At 61.2% G+C, this 20,959-nt stretch carries 24 protein-coding genes; 11 read left to right on the forward strand and 13 right to left on the reverse strand.

Features of this window, described 5'->3' with window-relative positions; translation table 11 throughout:
* Window positions 1-5 precede the first annotated feature (5 nt).
* From sdhD to TR61_RS06680, 7 genes are all read right to left on the reverse strand, one after another.
* Entirely contained in the window at window positions 6-377 is a 372-nt protein-coding gene (gene sdhD / locus TR61_RS06650) for a succinate dehydrogenase, hydrophobic membrane anchor protein (protein WP_050929132.1), read from the reverse strand.
* A gap of 10 nt (window positions 378-387) precedes the next feature.
* Complete coding sequence (gene sdhC, locus TR61_RS06655; RefSeq protein WP_050929133.1) at window positions 388-771, reverse strand: succinate dehydrogenase, cytochrome b556 subunit; 384 nt, start codon at window positions 769-771, stop codon at window positions 388-390.
* A 150-nt stretch (window positions 772-921) separates the two neighbouring features.
* Window positions 922-1,635 carry a DUF1194 domain-containing protein gene (locus TR61_RS06660; protein ID WP_050929134.1) on the reverse strand — a complete coding sequence of 238 codons (714 nt, stop codon included), beginning with the start codon at window positions 1,633-1,635 and terminating at the stop codon, window positions 922-924.
* 95 nt (window positions 1,636-1,730) lie between these two features.
* A complete protein-coding gene (locus TR61_RS06665) occupies window positions 1,731-2,762 on the reverse strand; it encodes a MaoC family dehydratase (protein ID WP_050929135.1) in 1,032 nt (343 codons plus the stop codon).
* On the reverse strand, window positions 2,763-2,969 hold the full coding sequence (locus TR61_RS06670; RefSeq protein ID WP_050929136.1) for a DUF1737 domain-containing protein: 207 nt from the start codon (window positions 2,967-2,969) through the stop codon (window positions 2,763-2,765). It abuts the gene before it with no gap.
* Window positions 2,966-3,523, reverse strand: a complete 558-nt coding sequence (locus tag TR61_RS06675) for an NnrU family protein (protein WP_050929137.1) — start codon at window positions 3,521-3,523, stop codon at window positions 2,966-2,968. The genes TR61_RS06670 and TR61_RS06675 overlap by 4 nt, the downstream gene beginning before the upstream one ends.
* A gap of 6 nt (window positions 3,524-3,529) precedes the next feature.
* The gene (locus tag TR61_RS06680) at window positions 3,530-4,387 is read right to left on the reverse strand and encodes an HpcH/HpaI aldolase/citrate lyase family protein (RefSeq protein ID WP_050929138.1); all 858 of its coding nucleotides are present in this window, start codon (window positions 4,385-4,387) and stop codon (window positions 3,530-3,532) included.
* Window positions 4,388-4,608: 221 nt separating this feature from the next.
* On the opposite strand from TR61_RS06680, the gene TR61_RS06685 reads away from it, so the two are divergent.
* Window positions 4,609-4,923, forward strand: coding sequence for a hypothetical protein (locus TR61_RS06685; RefSeq protein ID WP_050929165.1), 315 nt, complete (start codon window positions 4,609-4,611; stop codon window positions 4,921-4,923).
* Between the two features lie 41 nt (window positions 4,924-4,964).
* On the opposite strand, the gene TR61_RS06690 is transcribed toward TR61_RS06685, so the two are convergent.
* The gene (locus TR61_RS06690) at window positions 4,965-5,720 is read right to left on the reverse strand and encodes a sulfite exporter TauE/SafE family protein (protein ID WP_050929139.1); all 756 of its coding nucleotides are present in this window, start codon (window positions 5,718-5,720) and stop codon (window positions 4,965-4,967) included.
* Between the two features lie 159 nt (window positions 5,721-5,879).
* On the opposite strand from TR61_RS06690, the gene mdh reads away from it, so the two are divergent.
* The 9 genes from mdh (at window position 5,880) to lpdA (ending at window position 17,016) form a co-directional block, all read left to right on the forward strand.
* Window positions 5,880-6,842 carry a malate dehydrogenase gene (gene mdh, locus TR61_RS06695; protein WP_050929140.1) on the forward strand — a complete coding sequence of 321 codons (963 nt, stop codon included), beginning with the start codon at window positions 5,880-5,882 and terminating at the stop codon, window positions 6,840-6,842.
* A gap of 402 nt (window positions 6,843-7,244) precedes the next feature.
* Entirely contained in the window at window positions 7,245-8,438 is a 1,194-nt protein-coding gene (gene sucC, locus TR61_RS06700; protein WP_050929141.1) for an ADP-forming succinate--CoA ligase subunit beta, read from the forward strand.
* Between the two features lie 22 nt (window positions 8,439-8,460).
* Entirely contained in the window at window positions 8,461-9,264 is an 804-nt protein-coding gene (locus TR61_RS06705; protein ID WP_050929142.1) for a class I SAM-dependent methyltransferase, read from the forward strand.
* Window positions 9,265-9,281: 17 nt separating this feature from the next.
* Window positions 9,282-10,163, forward strand: a complete 882-nt coding sequence (sucD, locus tag TR61_RS06710; protein ID WP_050929143.1) for a succinate--CoA ligase subunit alpha — start codon at window positions 9,282-9,284, stop codon at window positions 10,161-10,163.
* An 80-nt stretch (window positions 10,164-10,243) separates the two neighbouring features.
* The gene (locus tag TR61_RS06715) at window positions 10,244-13,207 is read left to right on the forward strand and encodes a 2-oxoglutarate dehydrogenase E1 component (RefSeq protein WP_050929144.1); all 2,964 of its coding nucleotides are present in this window, start codon (window positions 10,244-10,246) and stop codon (window positions 13,205-13,207) included.
* A 4-nt stretch (window positions 13,208-13,211) separates the two neighbouring features.
* Window positions 13,212-14,723, forward strand: a complete 1,512-nt coding sequence (gene odhB, locus TR61_RS06720) for a 2-oxoglutarate dehydrogenase complex dihydrolipoyllysine-residue succinyltransferase (RefSeq protein WP_050929145.1) — start codon at window positions 13,212-13,214, stop codon at window positions 14,721-14,723.
* Window positions 14,724-14,824: 101 nt separating this feature from the next.
* Window positions 14,825-15,115 carry a hypothetical protein gene (locus TR61_RS06725; protein ID WP_050929146.1) on the forward strand — a complete coding sequence of 97 codons (291 nt, stop codon included), beginning with the start codon at window positions 14,825-14,827 and terminating at the stop codon, window positions 15,113-15,115.
* Window positions 15,112-15,522 carry an MAPEG family protein gene (locus TR61_RS06730; RefSeq protein ID WP_050929147.1) on the forward strand — a complete coding sequence of 137 codons (411 nt, stop codon included), beginning with the start codon at window positions 15,112-15,114 and terminating at the stop codon, window positions 15,520-15,522. Before TR61_RS06725 ends, TR61_RS06730 begins: the two co-directional genes overlap by 4 nt.
* Before the next feature lie 105 nt (window positions 15,523-15,627).
* On the forward strand, window positions 15,628-17,016 hold the full coding sequence (gene lpdA / locus TR61_RS06735) for a dihydrolipoyl dehydrogenase (RefSeq protein WP_050929148.1): 1,389 nt from the start codon (window positions 15,628-15,630) through the stop codon (window positions 17,014-17,016).
* An 18-nt stretch (window positions 17,017-17,034) separates the two neighbouring features.
* Here the strand turns inward: lpdA and TR61_RS06740 are convergent, their stop codons facing one another.
* Window positions 17,035-17,613 carry a TetR/AcrR family transcriptional regulator gene (locus TR61_RS06740; RefSeq protein ID WP_050929149.1) on the reverse strand — a complete coding sequence of 193 codons (579 nt, stop codon included), beginning with the start codon at window positions 17,611-17,613 and terminating at the stop codon, window positions 17,035-17,037.
* 100 nt (window positions 17,614-17,713) lie between these two features.
* On the opposite strand from TR61_RS06740, the gene TR61_RS06745 reads away from it, so the two are divergent.
* Window positions 17,714-18,307 carry an NAD(P)H-dependent oxidoreductase gene (locus tag TR61_RS06745; RefSeq protein WP_050929150.1) on the forward strand — a complete coding sequence of 198 codons (594 nt, stop codon included), beginning with the start codon at window positions 17,714-17,716 and terminating at the stop codon, window positions 18,305-18,307.
* Window positions 18,308-18,400: 93 nt separating this feature from the next.
* Here TR61_RS06745 and TR61_RS06750 read toward each other — a convergent pair whose 3' ends face one another.
* The 4 genes from TR61_RS06750 to TR61_RS06765 form a co-directional block, all read right to left on the reverse strand.
* Window positions 18,401-19,006, reverse strand: coding sequence for a pyridoxamine 5'-phosphate oxidase family protein (locus TR61_RS06750; RefSeq protein WP_050929151.1), 606 nt, complete (start codon window positions 19,004-19,006; stop codon window positions 18,401-18,403).
* A complete protein-coding gene (locus TR61_RS06755) occupies window positions 18,972-19,724 on the reverse strand; it encodes a lysophospholipid acyltransferase family protein (protein ID WP_050929152.1) in 753 nt (250 codons plus the stop codon). The genes TR61_RS06750 and TR61_RS06755 overlap by 35 nt, the downstream gene beginning before the upstream one ends.
* Window positions 19,724-20,620 (reverse strand): cell division protein FtsX, encoded by an 897-nt coding sequence (locus tag TR61_RS06760; RefSeq protein WP_050929153.1) that lies wholly within the window; start codon window positions 20,618-20,620, stop codon window positions 19,724-19,726. Before TR61_RS06760 ends, TR61_RS06755 begins: the two co-directional genes overlap by 1 nt.
* Window positions 20,620-20,959: ATP-binding cassette domain-containing protein (locus TR61_RS06765; protein ID WP_157440839.1), on the reverse strand; the 340-nt coding region annotated here is incomplete at its 5' end. The genes TR61_RS06760 and TR61_RS06765, both read right to left, overlap by 1 nt.

Raw genomic sequence — 20,959 nt, forward strand, 5'->3', positions numbered from 1 at the left:
GCCGATCAAAGCGCCAGTTTCGCGATGGCAAACACGCCCGTCGCCGCTGCGGCGTAACTCAGGCAGATCATCGCGATAATCAGAATTTTCTGTGCCAGACCGTGGACATAGTCTTCGATCAGCACTTGGACACCGTCTTTGAAGTGCATGAAGGCCACGACGATCGTCAGCGCGGCCACAATCGCCGGGAACGGCTTGGCGTAATAGGCCGCCATCGTCTCGTAATCGCTGCCCAGGATCGGGCCGAAGGTCAGCAGGAACAGCGGGATCAGAACCAAAAGCCCGACCGAGCTGACTTTCATCGCCCAGAAGTGTTCGGTCCCGGTTTTCGCCGACCCCATGCCGGTGGCGCGTTTGCGGTCTGTCAGATAACGCATGTCAGCCTCCTCAGATGACGGCGATGGTCAGAACGGTGAGCAGAACCGACCCGCCGATGCAGGCCCAGCCCAGCTTTTCCGCCGTGGGAATGTCCAACGCCAGGGCATTGTCCCAGATCAGGTGACGGATGCCCGCCAGAGTGTGATACCACAGCCCCCAGAGCGACAGCGTCAGAACAAGATCCCCGAACCAGCTGGTCAGCACTCCGTTTGCTACGGCATAATACTCGGGCGAGGTTGCGGCCGCCAGAAACCACCAAACGATCAGTAAAGCGGCGACCAAAATCGCGTTCCCCGTGATCCGTGTCAGGATCGACGTCATCGAGGTCAGCTGCGGGCGGTAAATACTCAGATGCGGCGAAAGCGGGCGATTACCCCGGTTCACATCAGCCATCGGTCATGTCCTTTCGGTTCCCTTGGCATCTTTACTAACGCATCTGGCGCAACTGTCACGCGGACAGGTGGCCGCAAGGCGCGGTTTTTTGGCGCGGCAGTGCAGAAAAATCCGCATTGTGATCACAGTTTGTCTCTGTGTGATCACACGTTAACGCAAACGCTCCGAAACTGGTTGTACCACCACCAGGGGCGAGTCGCACGAAGGCGCGTCAGCGGTTTGTTTCGTGATCTCCCGCAGCAGCTTACGTCGGATTTTTTCCGGGTAATCCTCGAAATCGGCGGCAGTTTCGACAAAGGCACCTTCGCCGGTGATGACATTCTCGAAGAAATAGGCGGTCAGATCAGGCTCGCTTTCTTCGATCGCGATCGCGTTCACGGTCACCTTCGCCGCGCGCAAGGCGCTGCGCTGCCCCTCCGGCGAAATCCCTTCATTCGACGGACCATCGCCCGACACGTCAATCAAATGTCGCGTACAATCCGGCACATCGGCAAATTGGCTCAGCGAGAAACTCAACGCCTCCCCCACAGCCGTCGAATAGTTACGCCACACCCGCTGATCGCTGGCCACCGCAGCCGCAAAGCTTTCCACCGCGATAAAGCTGGTCATCTGCGTCCAGGGAATGGTCACCCGCTGCCGCGTTGCCCCGGTCCATTGGACCAGCATCAGCTTCGCCTCGGCCCGCACAAGCGCTTCCGACACCACCGGATCGCGCAGCGCCTCGGCCAACCCATCCATCTGAATGCGATACTCCTGCGCATCGACCGAGCCTGAGACATCTACCGCCAGAACCAACGCCAGATCGCAGGCCGCCACGGGAACGACAGACAGCAGGAAACCGGCAAGGGCAGACAGCACGCGCATATCCAAACCCTATCAACGCGGACGCAATTTGCACCTCAAAAAGAAGTGCACAGACACCCTGCTTCTTTCTGGCTCAAAATACCCAAAACCCCGGCTTAAACCGGGCACAGCGCCCAGTAATCCAGGTCCAGAAGCACATTCGGGTCGTACTTCCCATCCTCGCCTTTCAGCGCAAAGGGTTCGCCACCTTTCGTGGCCACCAGCCGCAGACGCAGCGCGCCGACACCGGGGGCCGATGTCTCGGCCTTGTCCAACACCTCGGACCACGCCTTGACCGTATCGCCCGAGAAACACGGGTTCGCATGCGCCCCGCCATTCAGCCCCACGATCATCTGCGCATTCGCGAGCCCGTTGAATGACAGCGCGCGCGCCATAGAGATCACATGCCCGCCATAAATCAGCCGCTGCCCATCAGACCGGAAGGTCGCATCGAAATGCACCTTGGCCGTGTTCTGCCACAGGCGGGTGGCCATCATGTGTTCGGCCTCTTCGATGGTCACACCATCGACATGGTCGATCTGCTCGCCCACCTCATAATCGCTCCAGCGATGCGACTCTCCGGCCAGTGTGAAATCGTAATTCGAGAAATCGAGCCCCTCGGGAACAACCAGATCCTCCACCAGCAAAGGCGCTTTCAGCGTTGGCACCAAAGTCTCAGGCGCAGGCGCGTCCACGTCGCGTTTGCGCACCATCACCCAGCGGCAATATTCCATCACGATCTCATCGCGCTGGTTCATCCCTCGCGTGCGGACGTAAACCACGCCCGTCTTGCCGTTTGAGTTCTGCTTGAGCCCGATCACCTCCGACGACGACCGCAGCGTATCGCCGGGATAGACAGGTTTCAGCCAGCGCCCCTCGGCATATCCCAGATTGGCCAATGCGTTCAGCGACACATCCGGCACCGTCTTGCCAAAGATCACGTGGAACGCCGCCAGATCGTCAATCGGACTGCCCGGCAACCCGCAAGCCTGCGCGAACGCATCGGACGAATACAACGCATGCCGCGCGGGATACAGCGCGTGGTACAAGGCCCGTTCCCCACCCGACACGGTGCGCGGAACCGCGTGGTCGATCACCTGGCCAACGGCGTAATCTTCGAAAAACCGGCCGGGATTGGTTTTGGCCATTTACTGCTCTCCAAGCTTCATATCGGGGGTATAGGGGGCGTCGACGCGCTTGATCACCGCCTGCCCGCAGCGCATCACGCCCGAGGCCTGATCAAACGCATAAGTCGGATCGCCATAAAGCTCCCACCCCTTGGCGAGCGCGTCTGACACCTTGTGGCAAAAGGCGGACGTGTCTTCCTCGGTCAGCAGACGGTAAAGCGTTGTCATGACGGGAAGGGCCACACACCCAGCCAGCTGTGGATATAGCCGATCACGGCCAGCAGCACGACAGACCCCACAAGGAACATCGCATCCTTGGCAATCGTGCCGGGTTCCGTCGGTTTGACCCAGCCGGGTTCGGAGCGGTTGATGACAATCACCTCAACCACGGCCCAGGCCAGCAACGCGCCGAACAGGATGATCGAGGCCAGATCGCCATTCACCAACAGGTGCGCAATCGCCCATGTCTTGAAGCCAATCAGCATCGGGTGGCGCATGCCATAGATCAGCTTGCCGCGCTTGGCCGCCGGGCTGAACAGATAGAGCGCAATCAGCATCAGCAGGTTGTTGATATGCACCATGAAGCTCGGCGGATACCAGACGTTGATGAACTCAACCCCGCGATAGCCGATCACCATCAGCACGATGGAGACAACCAGCAAGACGGCCACAATGCCCTTACCCGGATCGCCCATTGAGGCGCGCTTTGCCGGGGCCATGCGTTTGAACAGATGCGCGCCCCACCAGACCGCGATGCCAAGGATCAGAAGAAGCCAGCTCATGTGCGTTTACCCCGCAGCCATGGTTTCGATTGCATCGGCTTTTGCCAGAATTTCGCGTGCGGTCGCAACGTGAAGGTTTTCCACGATCTTGCCGTCCACAACGGCGACGCCCTGCCCTGCGGCCTCGGCCTCTTCGAACGCGGCGATCTGGCGGCGGGCCAGATCCACTTCGGCCTCGGACGGGGCAAATGCCGTGTTCGTCACCTCGACCTGCGCCGGGTGGATCAGCGTTTTGCCATCAAAGCCCATGTCGCGGCCCTGATCGCATTCGACCTTCAGCCCCTCATCATCCTTGAACGCGTTGTAGACGCCATCGACAATTACGACACCATTGGCCTTGGCCGCCAGCAGACAGAGCCCCAGCGAGGTCAGCAAAGGCACCCGATCCGCGCGGAACCGCGTCTGCAATTCCTTGGCCAGATCGTTGGTGCCCATCACCATGCCCTGCAGTTTGGGATGCGCGGCAATGGCGTCCGCGTTCAACATACCGCGCGGCGTTTCCATCATCGCCCAAATCGGCAGATCGCCGGTGATCGCCGCCAGCGCATCCAGATCGGCGGGGCTGTCGACCTTGGGCAGCAGAACGGCATCCGCATCCATCTGTGTCACAGCCGCCGCGTCATCCGCGCCCCACTCCGTATCCAGCCCGTTGATCCGCACGATCTTGACCCGGTTGCCATAGCCGCCCTGGGCCAAAGCCTCTTTCAACGTGGCGCGCGCGTTGACCTTTTCTTCCAGCGACACCGCGTCTTCCAGATCAAAGATGATCGCGTCCACGGGCAGGCCCCGCGCCTTGTCCAATGCGCGCGGTTTCGAGCCGGGTATGTAAAGGACGGAACGATAGGGGCGGGCGCGATGGTCCATGCGACTCTCCGGGCTTGAGACATAAAATTGCGCGAATGGGTGCAGTTTTTGACCGAAATGTTCAAGCGAAATGTGCCGCACTGCAGCAGAGCCGCCGCAACGTCCGCTGCGTTAACCCTGTTTTCAGAGGTTATCCGACAGTCTTTCCCCATATGACGCGCCGGAATTCCGGTGCACTCGCCACCGGGCGGTATCGCCCGGACATTGGGAAAGGGCACAAGATGAACGAGACGGTTTTCAAACTCACCCTCGGATTTGGCCTGCTGGCTCTGGCCGCGACAGAGGTATCGGCCCAAAGCGCCAATTGCGCCCCGCGCGCAATGGTGATCGAACGGCTGGCCGACACCTATGGCGAAAGCCGCCAAAGCATCGGGCTGGGCGGGGAAGGCCAGATCGTCGAGACCTTCGCCTCGGCCGAGACAGGGACCTGGACGATTACCGTCACCCTGCCATCGGGCATTACCTGCCTTGTGGCCTCGGGCCAGGCATACGAGACCCTGGCCGAAGCGCTGCCCAACACGGACGACGATGCATGACGCGAATGACGGGCCAAGATTTTTGAAAAATCTTTGCCCGCTCAGGTCAAAGCGTCCCAGATCAGTTTCGACCCGGTGACCACAAGCAGAACGTAGGTGATCCTGAAAAACAGCCATTCGGGCACCAGATGATGCGCCTTTACACCCAGCCACGCGCCCAGAAGCGCGAAGGGCGCAAGCACCACATTGGCCTTGAGGGTTTCCAGCGTGAACAGCCCCAGAAAGGCGTAGGGCAAGAACTTCACGATGTTGATGACCCAAAACAGCAGGACGGTCGTGGCCTGAAACTGCGTTTTGCTCAGACGTTGGGACAGCATGTAAACCGCCGCCGGCGGGCCACCCGCATGGCTGACAAAACTGGTGAATCCGGCCACAGCGCCCGCGACCCAGCCCGCCCAGATCGGCAAGCGTTTTTTCGCGGGCCGGATCAGGCCGCGCGCCTGCGCAATCTGCCAGCCGACGAAAGCGATGGAAATGCCCCCGATCAGCAACCGGAACAGATCGGCATCGGCCACGGAATAAAGCGCGGCCCCCAAGGCCACCCCCGGCACGCCGCCCAGGATCAGCACTTTGGCGTCCGGAAAACTCCATTTCCGCCAATAGGGGCGGAGCGTCGCCACGTCGATCAGCATCAACAAGGGCAGCATCACGCCCAGCGCCAGGCCCGGTTCGACCACCAGAGCCAGAATCGCCGCCGCCGCAAAGGCAGCGCCTGACCCGAAGCCGCCCTTCGAAATCCCGGCAAACAGAACCGCAGGCCCCGCGATTGCGAAAAACTCAAAGTTCAGTTCCAGCATGCGGGGGTCTCCAACGGCCTTGCTGGTCAAAGCCTTAACTGGTTCAAAAGCCCCCGAACAGGCCCCGGCGCGCGACATGCCGCAGATGCTCTCCCTTGCAAGAACAGCTATAACGCACTAACCCAGCGGCGAAATTTCATCGGACCGGAGAGACATCCAATGGCCAGACCCAAGATCGCGCTGATCGGCGCAGGTCAAATCGGTGGCACGCTTGCCCATCTTGCAGCAATCAAAGAACTGGGCGACGTGGTCCTGTTCGACATCGCCGAAGGCACGCCGGAAGGCAAAGCCCTCGACATCGCGGAATCGGGCCCCTCGGAAGGGTTTGACGCGGCAATGTCCGGCACCCAGTCTTACGAAGATATCGCAGGCGCAGACGTGTGCATCGTCACCGCCGGTGTGCCTCGCAAACCGGGGATGAGTCGTGATGACCTGCTGGGCATCAACCTGAAGGTCATGAAATCCGTGGGCGAAGGCATCCGCGATCACGCGCCGAACGCCTTTGTCATCTGCATCACCAACCCGCTGGACGCGATGGTCTGGGCGTTGCGCGAATTCTCCGGCCTGCCCCACAACATGGTTTGCGGCATGGCAGGCGTTCTGGACAGCGCACGCTTCCGCCACTTCCTGAGCCTCGAGTTCAACGTGTCGATGCGCGACGTCACCGCCTTCGTTCTGGGCGGCCACGGCGACACGATGGTGCCGCTGGTGCGTTATTCCACCGTTGCGGGCATCCCGCTGCCCGACCTGGTCGATATGGGCTGGACCACACAGGAAAAACTGGACGGCATCGTGCAGCGCACCCGTGACGGCGGCGCAGAAATCGTTGGCCTGCTGAAGACCGGCTCGGCCTTCTATGCACCGGCCACCTCGGCAATCGAGATGGCGGAAGCCTATCTGAAAGACCAGAAGCGCCTGCTGCCCTGTGCCGCCTATTGCGACGGCGAAATGGGCCTGAAAGGCATGTATGTGGGTGTGCCCACCATCATCGGCGCGGGCGGCATCGAGAAGGTTGTCGACATCAAGCTGACCAAGGACGAACAGGTCATGTTTGACAGTTCAGTCAACGCCGTGAAAGGCCTTGTCGAGGCATGTAAGGGCATCGACAGTTCGCTGGCATAAACCGGTTAAGACAGAAACGCGAAACGCCGCCCCGGTCCAGGATCGCGGGCGGCGTTTTTCTTTCGAGTTTCGGACGCGCGGCCTTTATCCGTGATTGCCTTCTGGCGCAGGCGCTCCGGGTTGCGGTTCCTTGGTCAGGCTCCGCCCTGCCGTCTTTCGGAAAACCGAGGCGCCGCAGCCTTGCGCGGTGTTAGCCGGACCGACCGGCAAGGCCCGTGATTCTCTGATCCAGAGTGATTTTGCGATACCGGATTGCGATTTGTGATCACACTTTTTTACCCTGTGATCACAAATGTCGGTTTTTGCCTGCAAAACCCTGCCCTGCGTCAAATTATCGTTTAACGGGGCACTCAAGCTCACCTTATAGCTCATTGCAATCAAAGCAAAACGGGACAGTTTCCAATGAACATCCACGAATATCAGGCCAAAGCCCTCCTGCGCAGCTATGGCGCGCCGGTTTCCGACGGGCGCGTTGTGCTGAAAGCCGAAGAAGCAAAAACCGCAGCCGGGGCGTTGGATGGCCCGATGTGGGTGGTCAAGGCTCAGATCCACGCGGGCGGTCGCGGCAAGGGTAAGTTCAAGGAAGCCGACGCGGGTGAAAAAGGCGGCGTGCGCCTGACCAAATCGGTGGAAGAAGCCGCCGAGGAAGCCAAGAAGATGCTGGGCCGCACGCTGGTGACCCATCAGACCGGCCCGGCGGGCAAGCAGGTGAACCGCATCTATATCGAAGACGGCTCGGGCATCGAGACCGAGATGTATCTGGCCCTTCTGGTCGACCGCCAGACCAGCCGCATCAGCTTTGTCTGCTCGACCGAAGGCGGCATGGACATCGAAGAGGTTGCCGCCGCGACCCCGGAAAAGATCCTGTCCTTCAGCGTTGACCCGGCCTCGGGTTACCAGCCGTTCCACGGCCGCCGCATCGCGTTCTCGCTGGGGCTGGAAGGCAAGCAGGTCAAACAATGCGTGTCACTGATGGGCACGCTTTACCAAGCCTTTGTCGAAAAAGACATGGAGATGCTTGAGATCAACCCGCTGATTGTCACCGACAGCGGCGATCTGAAAGTGCTGGACGCCAAGGTCAGCTTCGACGGCAACGCGCTTTACCGCCACGCCGATATCGCCGAGCTGCGCGACACGACCGAGGAAGACCCCAAGGAACTTGAGGCGTCGAAATACGACCTGAACTATATCGCGCTGGATGGTGAGATCGGCTGCATGGTGAACGGCGCGGGCCTGGCCATGGCGACAATGGACATCATCAAGCTGTACGGCGCCGAGCCTGCCAACTTCCTGGATGTGGGCGGCGGTGCGACCAAGGAAAAAGTGACCGAGGCGTTCAAGATCATCACCTCGGACCCGAACGTCAAAGGCATTCTGGTAAATATCTTCGGCGGCATCATGCGCTGCGATGTGATCGCCGAGGGCGTTGTCGCCGCGGTCAAGGAAGTGGGGCTGAAAGTGCCGCTGGTTGTCCGCCTTGAGGGCACCAATGTCGAAAAAGGCAAAGAGATCATCAACACCTCGGGCCTTGACGTGATTGCCGCTGACAACCTGCGCGACGGTGCCGAAAAGATCGTGAAAGCGGTCAAGGGGTAAGGCCCTGCACGCAACAGCCGACATGAGCATCATGAGCACGTATCGCCCCTGCCCTGCCTGCGGATCCGAGAGCATCTCGGATCTGCCGGAGCTTGCGCCAGACCCCTGGCGCATCGGGCAATGCGACGCGTGCGCTCTGGTCTATCTGCGCAACCCTGTCGATTATGACGCGCTGGAGGCCGAAGACCTGGCCTGGGAAACCAAGTTTGCGACCGAAGCCGCGCAGCGGGAAAAGAAACGTGGCCGCCTGAAACGCTTTGCCCGCGCTGTACGCGGTATCGCCAAGCGCATTCGCGGTGACAATCAGCGCTTTTATACCCGTCTTCTGGGCACGGGCCGCATGCTGGATATCGGCTGCGCCAATCTGATCCGCATGGGGCCGCCCAATGTGCCGTTTGGCATAGAACTGAGCAAACACTTCGCCGAGGGCGCGGACAAGGTGATGCGCGCGGCGGGCGGGTACTGCCTGCAAGGCGCCGGGGCCGAGCGCATCTTCGATTTCCCCGAAAACTTCTTCGACGGGATCGTGATGTCTTCATATCTGGAGCACGAGGTTCAGTTCCCCGCAGTTCTGGAAGGCGCCTTTCGTGCGCTGCGGCCTGGCGGGCGTATCTATATCCGTGTGCCCAATTTTTCCGCGCTGAACCGCAAGGTATCCGGCGCGGACTGGCCCGGCTTCCGCCACCCTGACCACGTCACCTATTTCACCCCCGCCACGCTGAAAGACACCGTTCAGCGCGCCGGGTTCGACTTCAAACTCGTCAATCGCCACAAAATCTGGCTGGACGACAATATTCAGGCACTCGCCATCAAGCCTGCCGCCTAAGAGGGACAAGAAACATCATGGCTGTACTTATCGACGAAAACACCAAAGTCATCTGTCAGGGCTTCACCGGAAGCCAGGGCACATTCCATTCCGAACAGGCCATTGCCTATGGCACCAAGATGGTGGGGGGCGTGACGCCCGGCAAAGGCGGCATGACCCATCTGGACCTGCCCGTGTTCAACTCGGTGCACGAGGCCAAGCATGTAACTGACGCCAACGCGACCGTGATCTATGTGCCGCCGCCCTTCGCCGCGGATTCGATCCTGGAGGCCATCGATGCCGAGATGGAAGTGATCGTCTGCATCACCGAAGGTATCCCGGTTCTGGACATGATGAAGGTGAAACGCGCCTTGGAAGGGTCGTCGTCCCGCTTGATCGGACCGAACTGCCCCGGCGTGATTACACCCGATGCCTGCAAAATCGGGATCATGCCCGGCCATATCCACAAGCGCGGCAAGGTGGGCGTCGTGTCCCGCTCGGGCACGCTGACCTATGAGGCGGTAAAGCAGACCACCGATGTGGGTCTGGGCCAGTCCACTTGCGTGGGCATCGGCGGCGACCCGATCAAGGGCACCGAACATATCGACGTGCTGGAATGGTTTCTGGCCGATGATGAAACCGAAGCGATCATCATGATCGGCGAGATCGGTGGATCGGCCGAGGAAGAGGCCGCTCAGTTCCTCGCCGACGAAAAGAAAAAGGGCCGCTGGAAGCCTACCGCAGGCTTCATCGCAGGCCGCACCGCCCCTCCGGGCCGTCGCATGGGCCACGCGGGCGCGATTGTCGCCGGCGGCAAAGGCGGCGCCGAGGACAAGATCGAAGCGATGAAATCCGCAGGCATCGTGGTGGCCGAAAGCCCGGCGAGCTTGGGCGAAGCTGTTCTGGAAGCGATTGGCTAAGCCGTAGGGCGGGCTTCAGCCCGCCACCCCGCAAGGCGGGCTGAAGCCCGCCCTACGGACCTGATTTGGGAGACAGAGACATGACAGACCAAAGCCCCAACGACCTCTTCCACGCCTCCAGCTTCATGCAGGGGCATAACGCGGAATATCTCGAACAGATGTACGCGCGCTTCGCCAATGACCCGAATGCTGTCGATGAAAGCTGGGCCGAGTTCTTCCGCCAACTGGGCGACGCGGAACTGGACGTGAAGAAAGAGGCCGCAGGTCCGTCATGGGCGCGGGGCGACTGGCCGCCGATGCCGTCAGATGAATTGACCAGCGCGCTGACCGGTGAATGGGCCGAAGCCGCGACCGAGGTCAAAGCCGCGGGCGACAAGATCAAGGCCAAAGCGGCCGAGAAGGGTGTCGAGGTCTCCGACGACCAGATCAAACGCGCCGTGCTGGATTCAATCCGCGCGCTGATGCTGATCCGGGCCTACCGGATCCGGGGGCATCTGGTGGCCGATCTTGACCCGCTGGGCATGCGCGATCAAACCCCGCATCCCGAACTCGACCCCAAAACATACGGCTTTGGCGACGCCGACATGGATCGCCCAATTTTCATCGACAATGTGCTGGGGCTTCAGGTCGCCTCCATGCGCCAGATCGTCGAGATCGTGAAACGCACCTATTGCGGCACTTTCGCGCTGCAATACATGCATATCTCGAACCCGGAAGAGGCCGCCTGGCTGAAGGAACGCATCGAAGGCTACGGCAAGGAAATCGCGTTTACCCGCGAAGGCCGCAAAGCCATCCTCAACAAGATGGTCGAGGCTGAGGGGTTCGAAAAATTCCTTCACGTCAAATACATGGGCACCAAGCGCTTTGGCCTTGATGGCGGCGAAAGCCTGATCCCGGCGATGGAACAGATCATCAAGCGCGGCGGCGCGCTGGGTCTGAAGGAAATCGTCATCGGCATGCCCCACCGGGGGCGTCTGAACATCCTCGCCAACGTGATGGGCAAGCCCTATCGCGCGATCTTCAACGAATTTCAGGGCGGCAGCTTCAAGCCCGAAGATGTGGATGGCTCGGGCGATGTGAAATACCACCTTGGCGCCTCGTCCGACCGCGAATTTGACGGCAATAATGTCCACCTGTCGCTGACGGCAAACCCATCGCACCTTGAGGCGGTGAACCCCGTTGTGCTGGGCAAGGTCCGCGCCAAGCAGGATCAGCTGAACGACCATGACCGCACCGCAGTAATGGGCATCCTGCTCCATGGCGACGCGGCCTTTGCGGGTCAGGGTGTTGTGGCCGAAGGCTTTGGCCTCTCGGGCCTAAAGGGCCATAAGACCGGCGGCACCATGCATATCGTCGTGAACAACCAGATCGGGTTCACCACGGCGCCGCACTTCTCGCGCTCCAGCCCCTATCCCACGGATATCGCGCTGATGGTGGAGGCGCCGATTTTCCACGTGAACGGCGACGATCCCGAAGCGGTGGTGCACGCCGCCAAGGTCGCCACCGAATTCCGCCAGAAATTCCACAAGGACGTGGTCATCGACATCTTCTGCTATCGCCGGTTCGGCCATAACGAAGGCGATGAGCCGATGTTCACCAACCCGGTGATGTACAAGAAGATCAAGACGCACAAGACCACGCTCTCGCTCTATACCGAACGGTTGGTGCAAGATGGCCTGATCCCCGAAGGCGAGATCGAGGATATGAAAGCCGCGTTCCAGGCGCATCTGAATGACGAATTCGAGGCTGGCAAGAATTACAAACCCAACAAGGCCGACTGGCTGGACGGGCGGTGGTCGCATCTGGACCGCAACAAGGAAGACTATGTACGCGGCAACACCGCCATCGCGCCGGAAACCTTCGCCCAGGTGGGCGAGGCGCTGACCCGCGTACCCGATGGTTTCCCGATGCACAAAACCGTCGCGCGCCTGCTTGAGACAAAGAAAGAGATGTTTGCCACCGGCAAAGGCTTTGACTGGGCCACGGGCGAAGCGCTGGCCTTTGGCTCGCTGCTGACCGAAGGGTACCCCGTCCGTCTGGCCGGTCAGGATTCGACCCGCGGCACGTTCTCGCAACGCCATTCCGGCCTGATCAACCAGGAAACCGAGGAACGCTATTACCCCCTCAACAACATCCGCGAGGGGCAGGCGCAGTACGAGGTGATCGACTCCATGCTGTCGGAATACGCGGTGCTGGGATTTGAGTACGGCTATTCGCTGGCCGAACCCAATGCGCTGACACTCTGGGAAGCGCAGTTTGGCGATTTCGCCAACGGCGCGCAGATCATGTTCGATCAGTTCATCAGCTCAGGCGAAAGCAAATGGCTGCGGATGAGCGGTTTGGTCTGCCTCCTGCCCCACGGGTTCGAAGGGCAAGGGCCGGAACACTCCTCCGCCCGCCTGGAACGCTTCCTGCAGATGTGTGGGCAAGACAACTGGATCGTCGCCAACTGCACGACGCCCGCGAACTATTTCCACATCCTGCGTCGACAAATCCACCGCGATTTCCGCAAACCGCTGATCCTGATGACGCCGAAATCGCTTCTGCGTCACAAGCTGGCGATTTCGGAGACCGAGGATTTCACCACCGGCTCCTCCTTCCACCGCGTGCTGTGGGACGATGCGGAAAAGGGCAACTCCGACACCAAGCTGAAAGCCGACGACAAGATCAAGCGCGTCGTGATGTGTTCCGGCAAGGTCTATTTCGACCTTCTGGAAGAACGCGACGCCCGCGGCATCGACGATATCTATCTGCTGCGGATCGAACAGTTCTATCCGTTCCCTGCGATCTCTCTGGTCAAGGAACTGGAGCGCTTCAAAGGGGCCGAGATGATCTGGTGCCAGGAAGAGCCCAAGAACCAGGGCGCCTGGACCTTCATCGAACCCAATATCGAATGGGTGCTCAGCCGCATCGAAGCCAAACATCAGCGTCCGCGTTACGTGGGCCGCTCGACCTCTGCCAGCCCTGCGACGGGTCTGGCCAGCCAACACAAAGCTCAACAAGACGCGCTGGTGAACGAAGCGCTGACGATTGAAGGGAACTGAGACAATGACCACCGAAGTGCGCGTGCCCACGCTGGGCGAATCCGTGACCGAGGCCACGGTTGCCACCTGGTTCAAGAATCCCGGCGACGCGGTTGCCGTGGACGAAATGCTCTGCGAGCTGGAAACCGACAAGGTGACGGTCGAGGTCCCCTCCCCCGTGGCAGGCACCATGGGCGACATCGTCGCCGCCGAAGGCGAAACCGTGGGCGTTGATGCGCTTCTGGCCACCATCGCCGAAGGCGACGGCGCCCCGGTGGGAGAGCCCCCTGCGGCGAAGGAAGAGACTGCCGCGGCCCCGGCCGCATCCGGTGGCGACAGCATCGACGTGATGGTTCCCACGCTGGGCGAATCCGTGACCGAGGCCACCGTCAGCACATGGTTCAAAGCCGTGGGTGACAGCGTGGCGCAGGACGAAATGCTGTGTGAGCTGGAAACCGACAAGGTCAGCGTCGAAGTCCCTGCACCCGCCGCAGGTGTTCTGGCGGAAATCGTGGCGCCGGAAGGTGCGACCGTTGAAGCCTCTGCCAAACTGGCGGTGATCTCCTCCTCCGGTGCTGTTGCGGCCACTGCCGCGGCACCTGCCGAAGCGCCTGCAGCTGCCCCTGCCGCTGCCTCGGGCAAAGACGTGGCGAACGCGCCATCGGCGGAAAAAGCCATGGCCGAAGCAGGCATTTCCGCCGATCAGGTTAGCGGCACAGGCCGCGACGGGCGCATCATGAAGGAAGACGTGGCCAAGGCCGTCGCCGCCGCCAAGGCCCCAGCGCCCGCCGCAGCACCTGCCACCGCACCCCGCGCGCCCGTGGCCGCAGAAGACGCCGCGCGCGAAGAACGGGTGAAGATGACCCGACTGCGCCAGACCATCGCCAAGCGCCTGAAAGACGCGCAGAACACGGCCGCCATCCTGACGACATATAACGAGGTCGACATGGGCGCCTGCATGGAGCTGCGCAAACAGTACAAGGACGAGTTCGAGAAGAAACACGGCGTCCGCCTGGGCTTCATGTCCTTCTTCACCAAAGCCTGCTGCCACGCGCTGAAGGAGGTTCCGGAGGTCAACGCCGAAATCGACGGCACCGACATCGTCTATAAAAACTTCGTCCATATGGGCATCGCCGCCGGCACGCCCCAAGGCCTGGTGGTTCCGGTCATCCGCGACGCCGACCGCATGAGCTTTGCCGAGATCGAAAAAGCCATCGCCGAAAAAGGCAAACGCGCCCGTGACGGCAAATTGTCCATGGCCGAGATGCAGGGTGGCACGTTCACGATTTCAAACGGCGGCGTCTATGGCTCTCTGATGTCCTCGCCCATCCTCAACCCGCCGCAATCGGGCATCCTGGGCATGCACAAAATCCAGGACCGCCCCATGGTCGTTGGCGGAGAAATCGTGATCCGTCCGATGATGTATCTGGCGCTGTCCTACGACCACCGGATCGTCGACGGCAAAGGCGCCGTGACCTTCCTGGTGCGCGTGAAAGAGGCGCTGGAGGATCCGCGTCGGTTGTTGATGGACCTTTGACACTGGCCGTCGCCCTCGGGCCTGCCCCGAGGGTCTCTCAACCAGCAAGTCCGTAGGGTGGGTGATAACCCACCTAGCCGAACCGAAAAGGACAACGAAAATTGGTTGTTTTGCGAGTAATCTTCGTTCTTTTGGCTTTCAGCTTACCGCTCGCAACTTACTTTATTGGCAAGTCGCATGGGGCCTATGAGGCAAATGCAAACAACGCGATCGTGAGCGCGATCCAAGAGGATCGCTGCGAAGGATTAGTCGCATCCGCGGAACAAATCGTGTCTGAAAGAAATCAATTTTCGAAGGAAGCCACTGATCTGAAGGCTGAGTTGAACGAAATGAAAGCACGAGTGGTATTCCTTGAAGCCTCCAGCAATACGGAAAGCTGCCCGAAACAATGACCCCCGAACTCACCGCCCTCACCCTTGCAGCGCTCCTTCAGGTCGTCCAATTCGTTCTGATGGCGGTCCCGGCCAATATGGAACTGGGCCCGCGCAAAACGGCCTCCCCCCGCGACCGCTCCCGTATGGGCGGCTCGATCGAAGACCTTCTGTCGGACAAAACCGCCCGCCTTTTGCGCGCGATGAACAACCATTTCGAAGGGCTGATCCTTTTCACCATCGCCTGTGTCGTCGTCACGCTGGCCGATCAGTCCACGCCCGTCACCGCCGCCTGCGCCTGGGCCTATCTGATCGCGCGCATCTTCTATGTCCCCGCCTATTACTTCGGCCTCGCCCCGTGGCGCAGCCTGATCTGGATGGTGGGATTTGGCGCCACAACGCTCATGCTGATCGCGGCCCTGATCTGATGCGCGGCCCGTCCCTCATATCCCGAAATTCACATCATCGGTGCACGGGTTGTGCACGCGCTGTGCACGTATTGTGCACACCCGATTTCCTCAAAGGAGACCCCCATGGCAAATTATGACGTCATCATCATCGGCTCCGGCCCCGGCGGCTATGTCTGCGCCATCCGCTGCGCGCAACTGGGCCTGAAGACCGCCTGTGTGGAGGGCCGGGAGACACTGGGCGGCACCTGCCTGAACGTGGGCTGTATCCCGTCGAAAGCGCTGCTGCACGCCTCCCACATGCTGCACGAAGCAGAACACAATTTCGCCGCCATGGGCCTGAAGGGCAAAGCGCCGTCCGTGGATTGGAAAGCGATGCTGGCCTATAAGGACGACACCATTGCCCAGAACACCAAGGGCATCGAATTCCTGTTCAAAAAGAACAAGATCGACTGGCTGAAGGGCTGGGGCTCCATCCCCGAAGCGGGCAAGGTCAAGGTCGGCGACGAGGTCCACACGGCCAAGAACATCATCATCGCCACAGGCTCCGAGCCGTCCTCCCTGCCGGGCGTGGAGATCGACGAGAAGGTTGTCGTCACCTCCACCGGCGCGCTGGAACTGGGCAAGGTGCCGAAGAAGATGGTTGTGATCGGCGCAGGCGTGATCGGGCTGGAACTGGGTTCCGTCTACAGCCGCCTTGGGGCCGATGTCACGGTGATCGAATATCTGGATGCAATCACCCCCGGCATGGATGCCGAGGTCCAGAAAACCTTCCAGAGAACCCTGAAGAAACAGGGCCTTACCTTCATCATGGGCGCAGCGGTTCAAAAGACCGAAGCGACCAAGTCGAAGGCCAAGGTCACCTATAAACTGCGCAAGGATGACAGCGAACATGACTTAGATGCCGACGTCGTCCTCGTCGCCACAGGCCGCAAACCGTACACCGACGGGCTGGGCCTTGAAGCACTGGGGGTCGAGATGTCGCCCCGCGGCCAGATCCAGGTGGGCAAGGACTGGCAGACCAATGTCAAAGGCATCTACGCCATCGGCGACTGCATCGACGGCCCCATGCTGGCGCACAAGGCCGAAGATGAGGGCATGGCCGCCGCCGAACAGGTCGCGGGCAAACATGGGCATGTGAATTACGGTGTGATCCCCGGTGTGATCTATACCCACCCGGAAGTCGCCAATGTGGGCGAGACCGAAGAAACCCTGAAAGAACAAGGCCGTAACTACAAGGTCGGCAAGTTCTCCTTCATGGGCAACGGCCGCGCCAAGGCCAATTTCGCCGCCGACGGGTTTGTCAAAATCCTCGCCGACAAAGACACCGACCGCATCCTGGGCGCCCACATCATCGGCCCCGCCGCGGGCGATCTGATCCACGAGATCTGCGTTGCGATGGAGTTCGGAGCCTCGGCCGAGGATCTGGCACTGACATGCCACGCGCATCCGACCTATTCCGAAGCCGTGCGCGAAGCGGCCCTCGCCTGCGGCGACGGCCCGATCCACAGCTAAGCCCATGCGCCCGGCGGGTTAACTGCCGGGCAACAGCCACGCGTCAAGATAGACCTTCAACCGGTCTTCAAACGCCGTGGCCTCATGAAGTGCGCAAAACTGCAGCGACAGCGCCTGTATCGCAAAGGCCTGCACGCCTTCAGCCAGAAGCGCGGGCGACACGTCGCGGCGGAACGGCCCCGAGGCCATCCACCCTTCCACCAGCCGGAAATACCGCTCGAAGGTGCGCGCGATCGGCCCGATCTCAGCAATCGCTGCCGCCCCCGAATAGCGCAGCGCGACATCGAACACATAGCGTTCGGCGCTGATGCAGCGGTGATACGGGGCCAGCGCGGCGACGATCGCGTCGACAGAATCAGGGGTCTCCCCTGCCTCTGCCTGATCCAGACAGGCGTCCAGTTCCGCCCCGATCAGGATCTCCATCAACGCATCCTTGTCACGGAAATGGGCAAAGAACGTGCCCTTGGCGACACCTGCGCCAAGCACCACCTCCTCCACCCGCAAAGCTTCATATCCGCCTTGTTTCACAAGGGCTTGCGCCACCTCCAAAAGGCGGGCGCGGGTTTTCAATGTGCGTTGTTGAACTGCTTTTGCCATGCCCCTTGATCGCATTTTTTCTGACCGTGGTCAAATTTAATATTGACCGCGGTTAATTTCTGCGCCAAATAAATGACCACGGTCAATATTGGAGCACATCATGGCACAGAAAAAGATATTCATGCTGAACGGTCACCCCGCAGAACACAGCCTCTCGCGCGGATTGGCAGAAACCTATGCCGACGCCGCGCGCAATGCAGGGCATGACGTCCGCATCGCGCATCTCAGCCATCTCGAATTTGACGAGGATTTCGGGCAGAGCAGCTTCGTCGATTTCAAACCTCTCGAACCCGCCCTTGAAGAAGTGCTGGGCAATATCGAATGGTGCGACCATCTGGTGCTGACCACACCCATGTGGTGGGGCGGCCTGCCCGCCCGCCTCAAAGGGTTGATCGACCGCACCTTCATCCCCGGGCGCACGTTTGATACTCGCAACCTGAAAGTCACCGGCATGCCCTCTCCGGTTCTCACCGGGCGCACGGCGCGCGTCATCCTCACCTCAGACACACCGGGCTGGTTCATGCGCCTGATGTATCGCCGCGCGCTGATCTGGCAGCTCAAAGGGCAGATCCTGGGCTTTGTCGGCATCAAACCCGCCCGGTTCACCTGGTTTGCAGGCGCAAGCCATCCCAAACCCGGGCTGGTTGCCAAATGGATGACTCAGGTACGCGCCATCGGGGCCCAGGCCGCGTGATCCTGCTTCTTTGGGGTCAAAAGTATCCCAGGGGGTTTGGGGGACAGCGTCCCCCATCCCATGAACAAAATGCGGCGCAGCCGCGCCTTCCGATCACCACATGGTCTTTGCAGCCCGCGCGGGCCATTCCGCGTCATAGGCCGCGCCGCCTTCTTCGCCCGCGCTGACTTCGGCCAGGATCTCACCGGGGCTGGGCAGACCGTTACTGTCATCGCGCGACCAGATACCGGCGCGCATCAGGGCCCGCGCGCATTGGGTGTAAACCTCCGCGATGGAGATCACGATCACCGTTGCAGGCCGCCGTCCCTTCCGGTCGAACCGCGCGCGCATCGTCTCATCCGCGGTCAGCCGCGCGGTTCCGTTCACCCGCACCACCGTGTTGGAGCCAGGCACCAGAAACATCAGTGACACCCGCCCATCCGACACAATATTCCGCAGCGAATCCAGACGGTTATTGCCGCGCCAGTCAGGCATGGCCAGGGTCTTCGCGTCCAATTCCAGCACCACCGGCCCGTCATCGCCACGTGGGCTGCCATCGGTGCCATCGGGGCCTACCGTGCTGAGAACACACAACCGCGAGGCCATGATCCACTTCCGGTAAAGCGGGGTCAGATGACCGGCCACCTTGCGCAGCGACGGCGCGCCCGGCCTGCCATACAGCGCTTCAAGCGCCGCGATATCCGTCAGGTACTGCGTCAAACCCCGCCTCCTTCATCAAAGCGTTCGAATGGCCTTCGATCCGGGTTTCCAGATCCTGCATGAACGCATCGCGGGCCACGCCTGGAGGGATCGGATCAAGGAACTCGACAACAGCCGTGCCGGGATAGCGCATGATCGTCCCCTTGGGCCAAAACAGCCCCACATTGGTCGCGACCGGCACGCAGACCTCCTTCAGCCCCTCATACAGAACCGCCGTACCCACCTTATAGGGCTTGTAATCCCCCGGAGAGACGCGCGTGCCCTGAGGATAGATGATCAACTGCCCGGGTTCGGCGAATTCCTTGGCCACGTCCTTGACCATCTTCGCAATCGCCGCGCCTTTCTTGCCGCGATTGACCGGAATACAGCCCAGCCGCTTGGCATAAAGCCCGATGATGGGTGTCCACAGCAACTCGCGCTTCATGATGAATTTCGCCCAGGGCACATGGTAGAAAATCAGCATGATATCCAGAAAGGACTGGTGCTTGGCAGCGATTAGAACCTCGCCCGTGGGTGGCGTACCGCGCACATCATAGCGGATGCCCACCATCCAGCGCGCCGTCCACAGCACCCACCGGCAATAGGTCTTGCAGGCGGTCAGCGCGCCGCGTTTGGACACCAGCGCCCAGGGCGCGAAGACCAACCCCAGAACCAGCATCGCCAGCGCATTCTGCACCACAAAGATCAGCGATATCACCGCGCGCACAGGTTTCGGCATCAACTCAACCCCTTCAGAACCCGGTCCGCCGCATAGCGCGTTGCGCCAAAGGCCACAACCGCGCCAAGGATCGGGATGATCACCGGGCTGAACCAGCCCAGACCCTGAAACCCAAGCCCGGTCAGGAAGCCGCCATCCGCATTGGCCGAAGGAAGCAGCGACACGGCAAGCACGCCCAGCACCGTCCCAACCGTGGCGCCCGCCAGCGCGCGCAGAGTAAAGCGGCGCACGAAAGCCCGCGCGATGTAAGTGTCGCGCGCACCGACAAGGCGCAGCACTTCGATCACCTGCCCATTGGCTGCAAGCGCCGAATTCGCCGCCAGCGTGATCATCGCCGCCATCGCCCCGATGATCAGCAGGATCGACACCAGCCCCAACCGCTTGAGGGTATCTGCCGCCTCGACCAGCGGTCTGCGCCATCGGGTGTGGTCGTCCAGAACCGCGCCCGGCACTTCCGCCGCCAGCCGCAGCCTGAGCCCGGTGGCGTCATACCCTTCGGCGGTTTCCAGCACCTCGATCAGACGGGGCACCGGCAGTTGCCCAATGGGCAGATCAACCCCGAACCACGGGGCCAGAAGGGCGGCCTGTTCCTCGTCACTCAGCGCGCGGGCGCTGGCCACACCGGGCGTCTGGCGCAACACGCGCAGCGCGGCTTCCGTCTGGGTGGCCATCTGATCGGCCGGCGCGCTGATGCGCAGCGTGGCGCTGCGCGCCAGTTCTTCCGCCCAGCGATCCGCCAGCCGGCCCGTCGCCAGGGACAGCGCCAGCGCAAAGACCGCCAGAAACGCCATCGCGGCCGAGGCGAAAACAGTCAGGTTTGCCGTGAACCCGGTGGGCGGCACAACCCTGTCGGCGCTTTGGTCGCGCGCCACAAGCTGCCTAAGATCCAGCCTCATCACAGATCCGCCCCCGCCAGCTGCAGCCTGCGGTTCGAGATGCGCAGAACACGCGCCTGCACATGGCTTTTGGCAGACCGGATCAGCTGCAGATCGTGGCTGGCAATCAGGATCGTCTTGCCCATGCGGTTCAGTTCGATCAGCAGCTGCATCAGGCGCTGGGACATCTCCCAATCCACGTTGCCCGTGGGTTCATCGGCAAGAATCACGTCGGGCGACATGATCAGCGCGCGCGCCAGCGCCGCACGCTGCCGTTCGCCACCCGAGAGTTCCGGCGGCAGGGCCGAGGCGCGCTCGCGCAGGCCGACCCAGGCCATCAGTTCATCCAGATTGGCGGCT

Origin of the sequence: Aestuariivita boseongensis, from assembly GCF_001262635.1 — a bacterium.
GTDB classification, from domain to species: domain Bacteria; phylum Pseudomonadota; class Alphaproteobacteria; order Rhodobacterales; family Rhodobacteraceae; genus Aestuariivita; species Aestuariivita boseongensis.

Coding starts and splice junctions, on each gene's coding strand:
- sdhD (WP_050929132.1), bottom strand. CDS start 377: ATGCGTTATCTGACAGACCGCAAACGCGCCACCGGCATGGGGTCGGCG.
- sdhC (WP_050929133.1), bottom strand. CDS start 771: ATGGCTGATGTGAACCGGGGTAATCGCCCGCTTTCGCCGCATCTGAGT.
- TR61_RS06660 (WP_050929134.1), bottom strand. CDS start 1,635: ATGCGCGTGCTGTCTGCCCTTGCCGGTTTCCTGCTGTCTGTCGTTCCC.
- TR61_RS06665 (WP_050929135.1), bottom strand. CDS start 2,762: ATGGCCAAAACCAATCCCGGCCGGTTTTTCGAAGATTACGCCGTTGGC.
- TR61_RS06670 (WP_050929136.1), bottom strand. CDS start 2,969: ATGACAACGCTTTACCGTCTGCTGACCGAGGAAGACACGTCCGCCTTT.
- TR61_RS06675 (WP_050929137.1), bottom strand. CDS start 3,523: ATGAGCTGGCTTCTTCTGATCCTTGGCATCGCGGTCTGGTGGGGCGCG.
- TR61_RS06680 (WP_050929138.1), bottom strand. CDS start 4,387: ATGGACCATCGCGCCCGCCCCTATCGTTCCGTCCTTTACATACCCGGC.
- TR61_RS06685 (WP_050929165.1), top strand. CDS start 4,609: ATGAACGAGACGGTTTTCAAACTCACCCTCGGATTTGGCCTGCTGGCT.
- TR61_RS06690 (WP_050929139.1), bottom strand. CDS start 5,720: ATGCTGGAACTGAACTTTGAGTTTTTCGCAATCGCGGGGCCTGCGGTT.
- mdh (WP_050929140.1), top strand. CDS start 5,880: ATGGCCAGACCCAAGATCGCGCTGATCGGCGCAGGTCAAATCGGTGGC.
- sucC (WP_050929141.1), top strand. CDS start 7,245: ATGAACATCCACGAATATCAGGCCAAAGCCCTCCTGCGCAGCTATGGC.
- TR61_RS06705 (WP_050929142.1), top strand. CDS start 8,461: ATGAGCATCATGAGCACGTATCGCCCCTGCCCTGCCTGCGGATCCGAG.
- sucD (WP_050929143.1), top strand. CDS start 9,282: ATGGCTGTACTTATCGACGAAAACACCAAAGTCATCTGTCAGGGCTTC.
- TR61_RS06715 (WP_050929144.1), top strand. CDS start 10,244: ATGACAGACCAAAGCCCCAACGACCTCTTCCACGCCTCCAGCTTCATG.
- odhB (WP_050929145.1), top strand. CDS start 13,212: ATGACCACCGAAGTGCGCGTGCCCACGCTGGGCGAATCCGTGACCGAG.
- TR61_RS06730 (WP_050929147.1), top strand. CDS start 15,112: ATGACCCCCGAACTCACCGCCCTCACCCTTGCAGCGCTCCTTCAGGTC.
- lpdA (WP_050929148.1), top strand. CDS start 15,628: ATGGCAAATTATGACGTCATCATCATCGGCTCCGGCCCCGGCGGCTAT.
- TR61_RS06740 (WP_050929149.1), bottom strand. CDS start 17,613: ATGGCAAAAGCAGTTCAACAACGCACATTGAAAACCCGCGCCCGCCTT.
- TR61_RS06745 (WP_050929150.1), top strand. CDS start 17,714: ATGGCACAGAAAAAGATATTCATGCTGAACGGTCACCCCGCAGAACAC.
- TR61_RS06755 (WP_050929152.1), bottom strand. CDS start 19,724: ATGCCGAAACCTGTGCGCGCGGTGATATCGCTGATCTTTGTGGTGCAG.
- TR61_RS06760 (WP_050929153.1), bottom strand. CDS start 20,620: ATGAGGCTGGATCTTAGGCAGCTTGTGGCGCGCGACCAAAGCGCCGAC.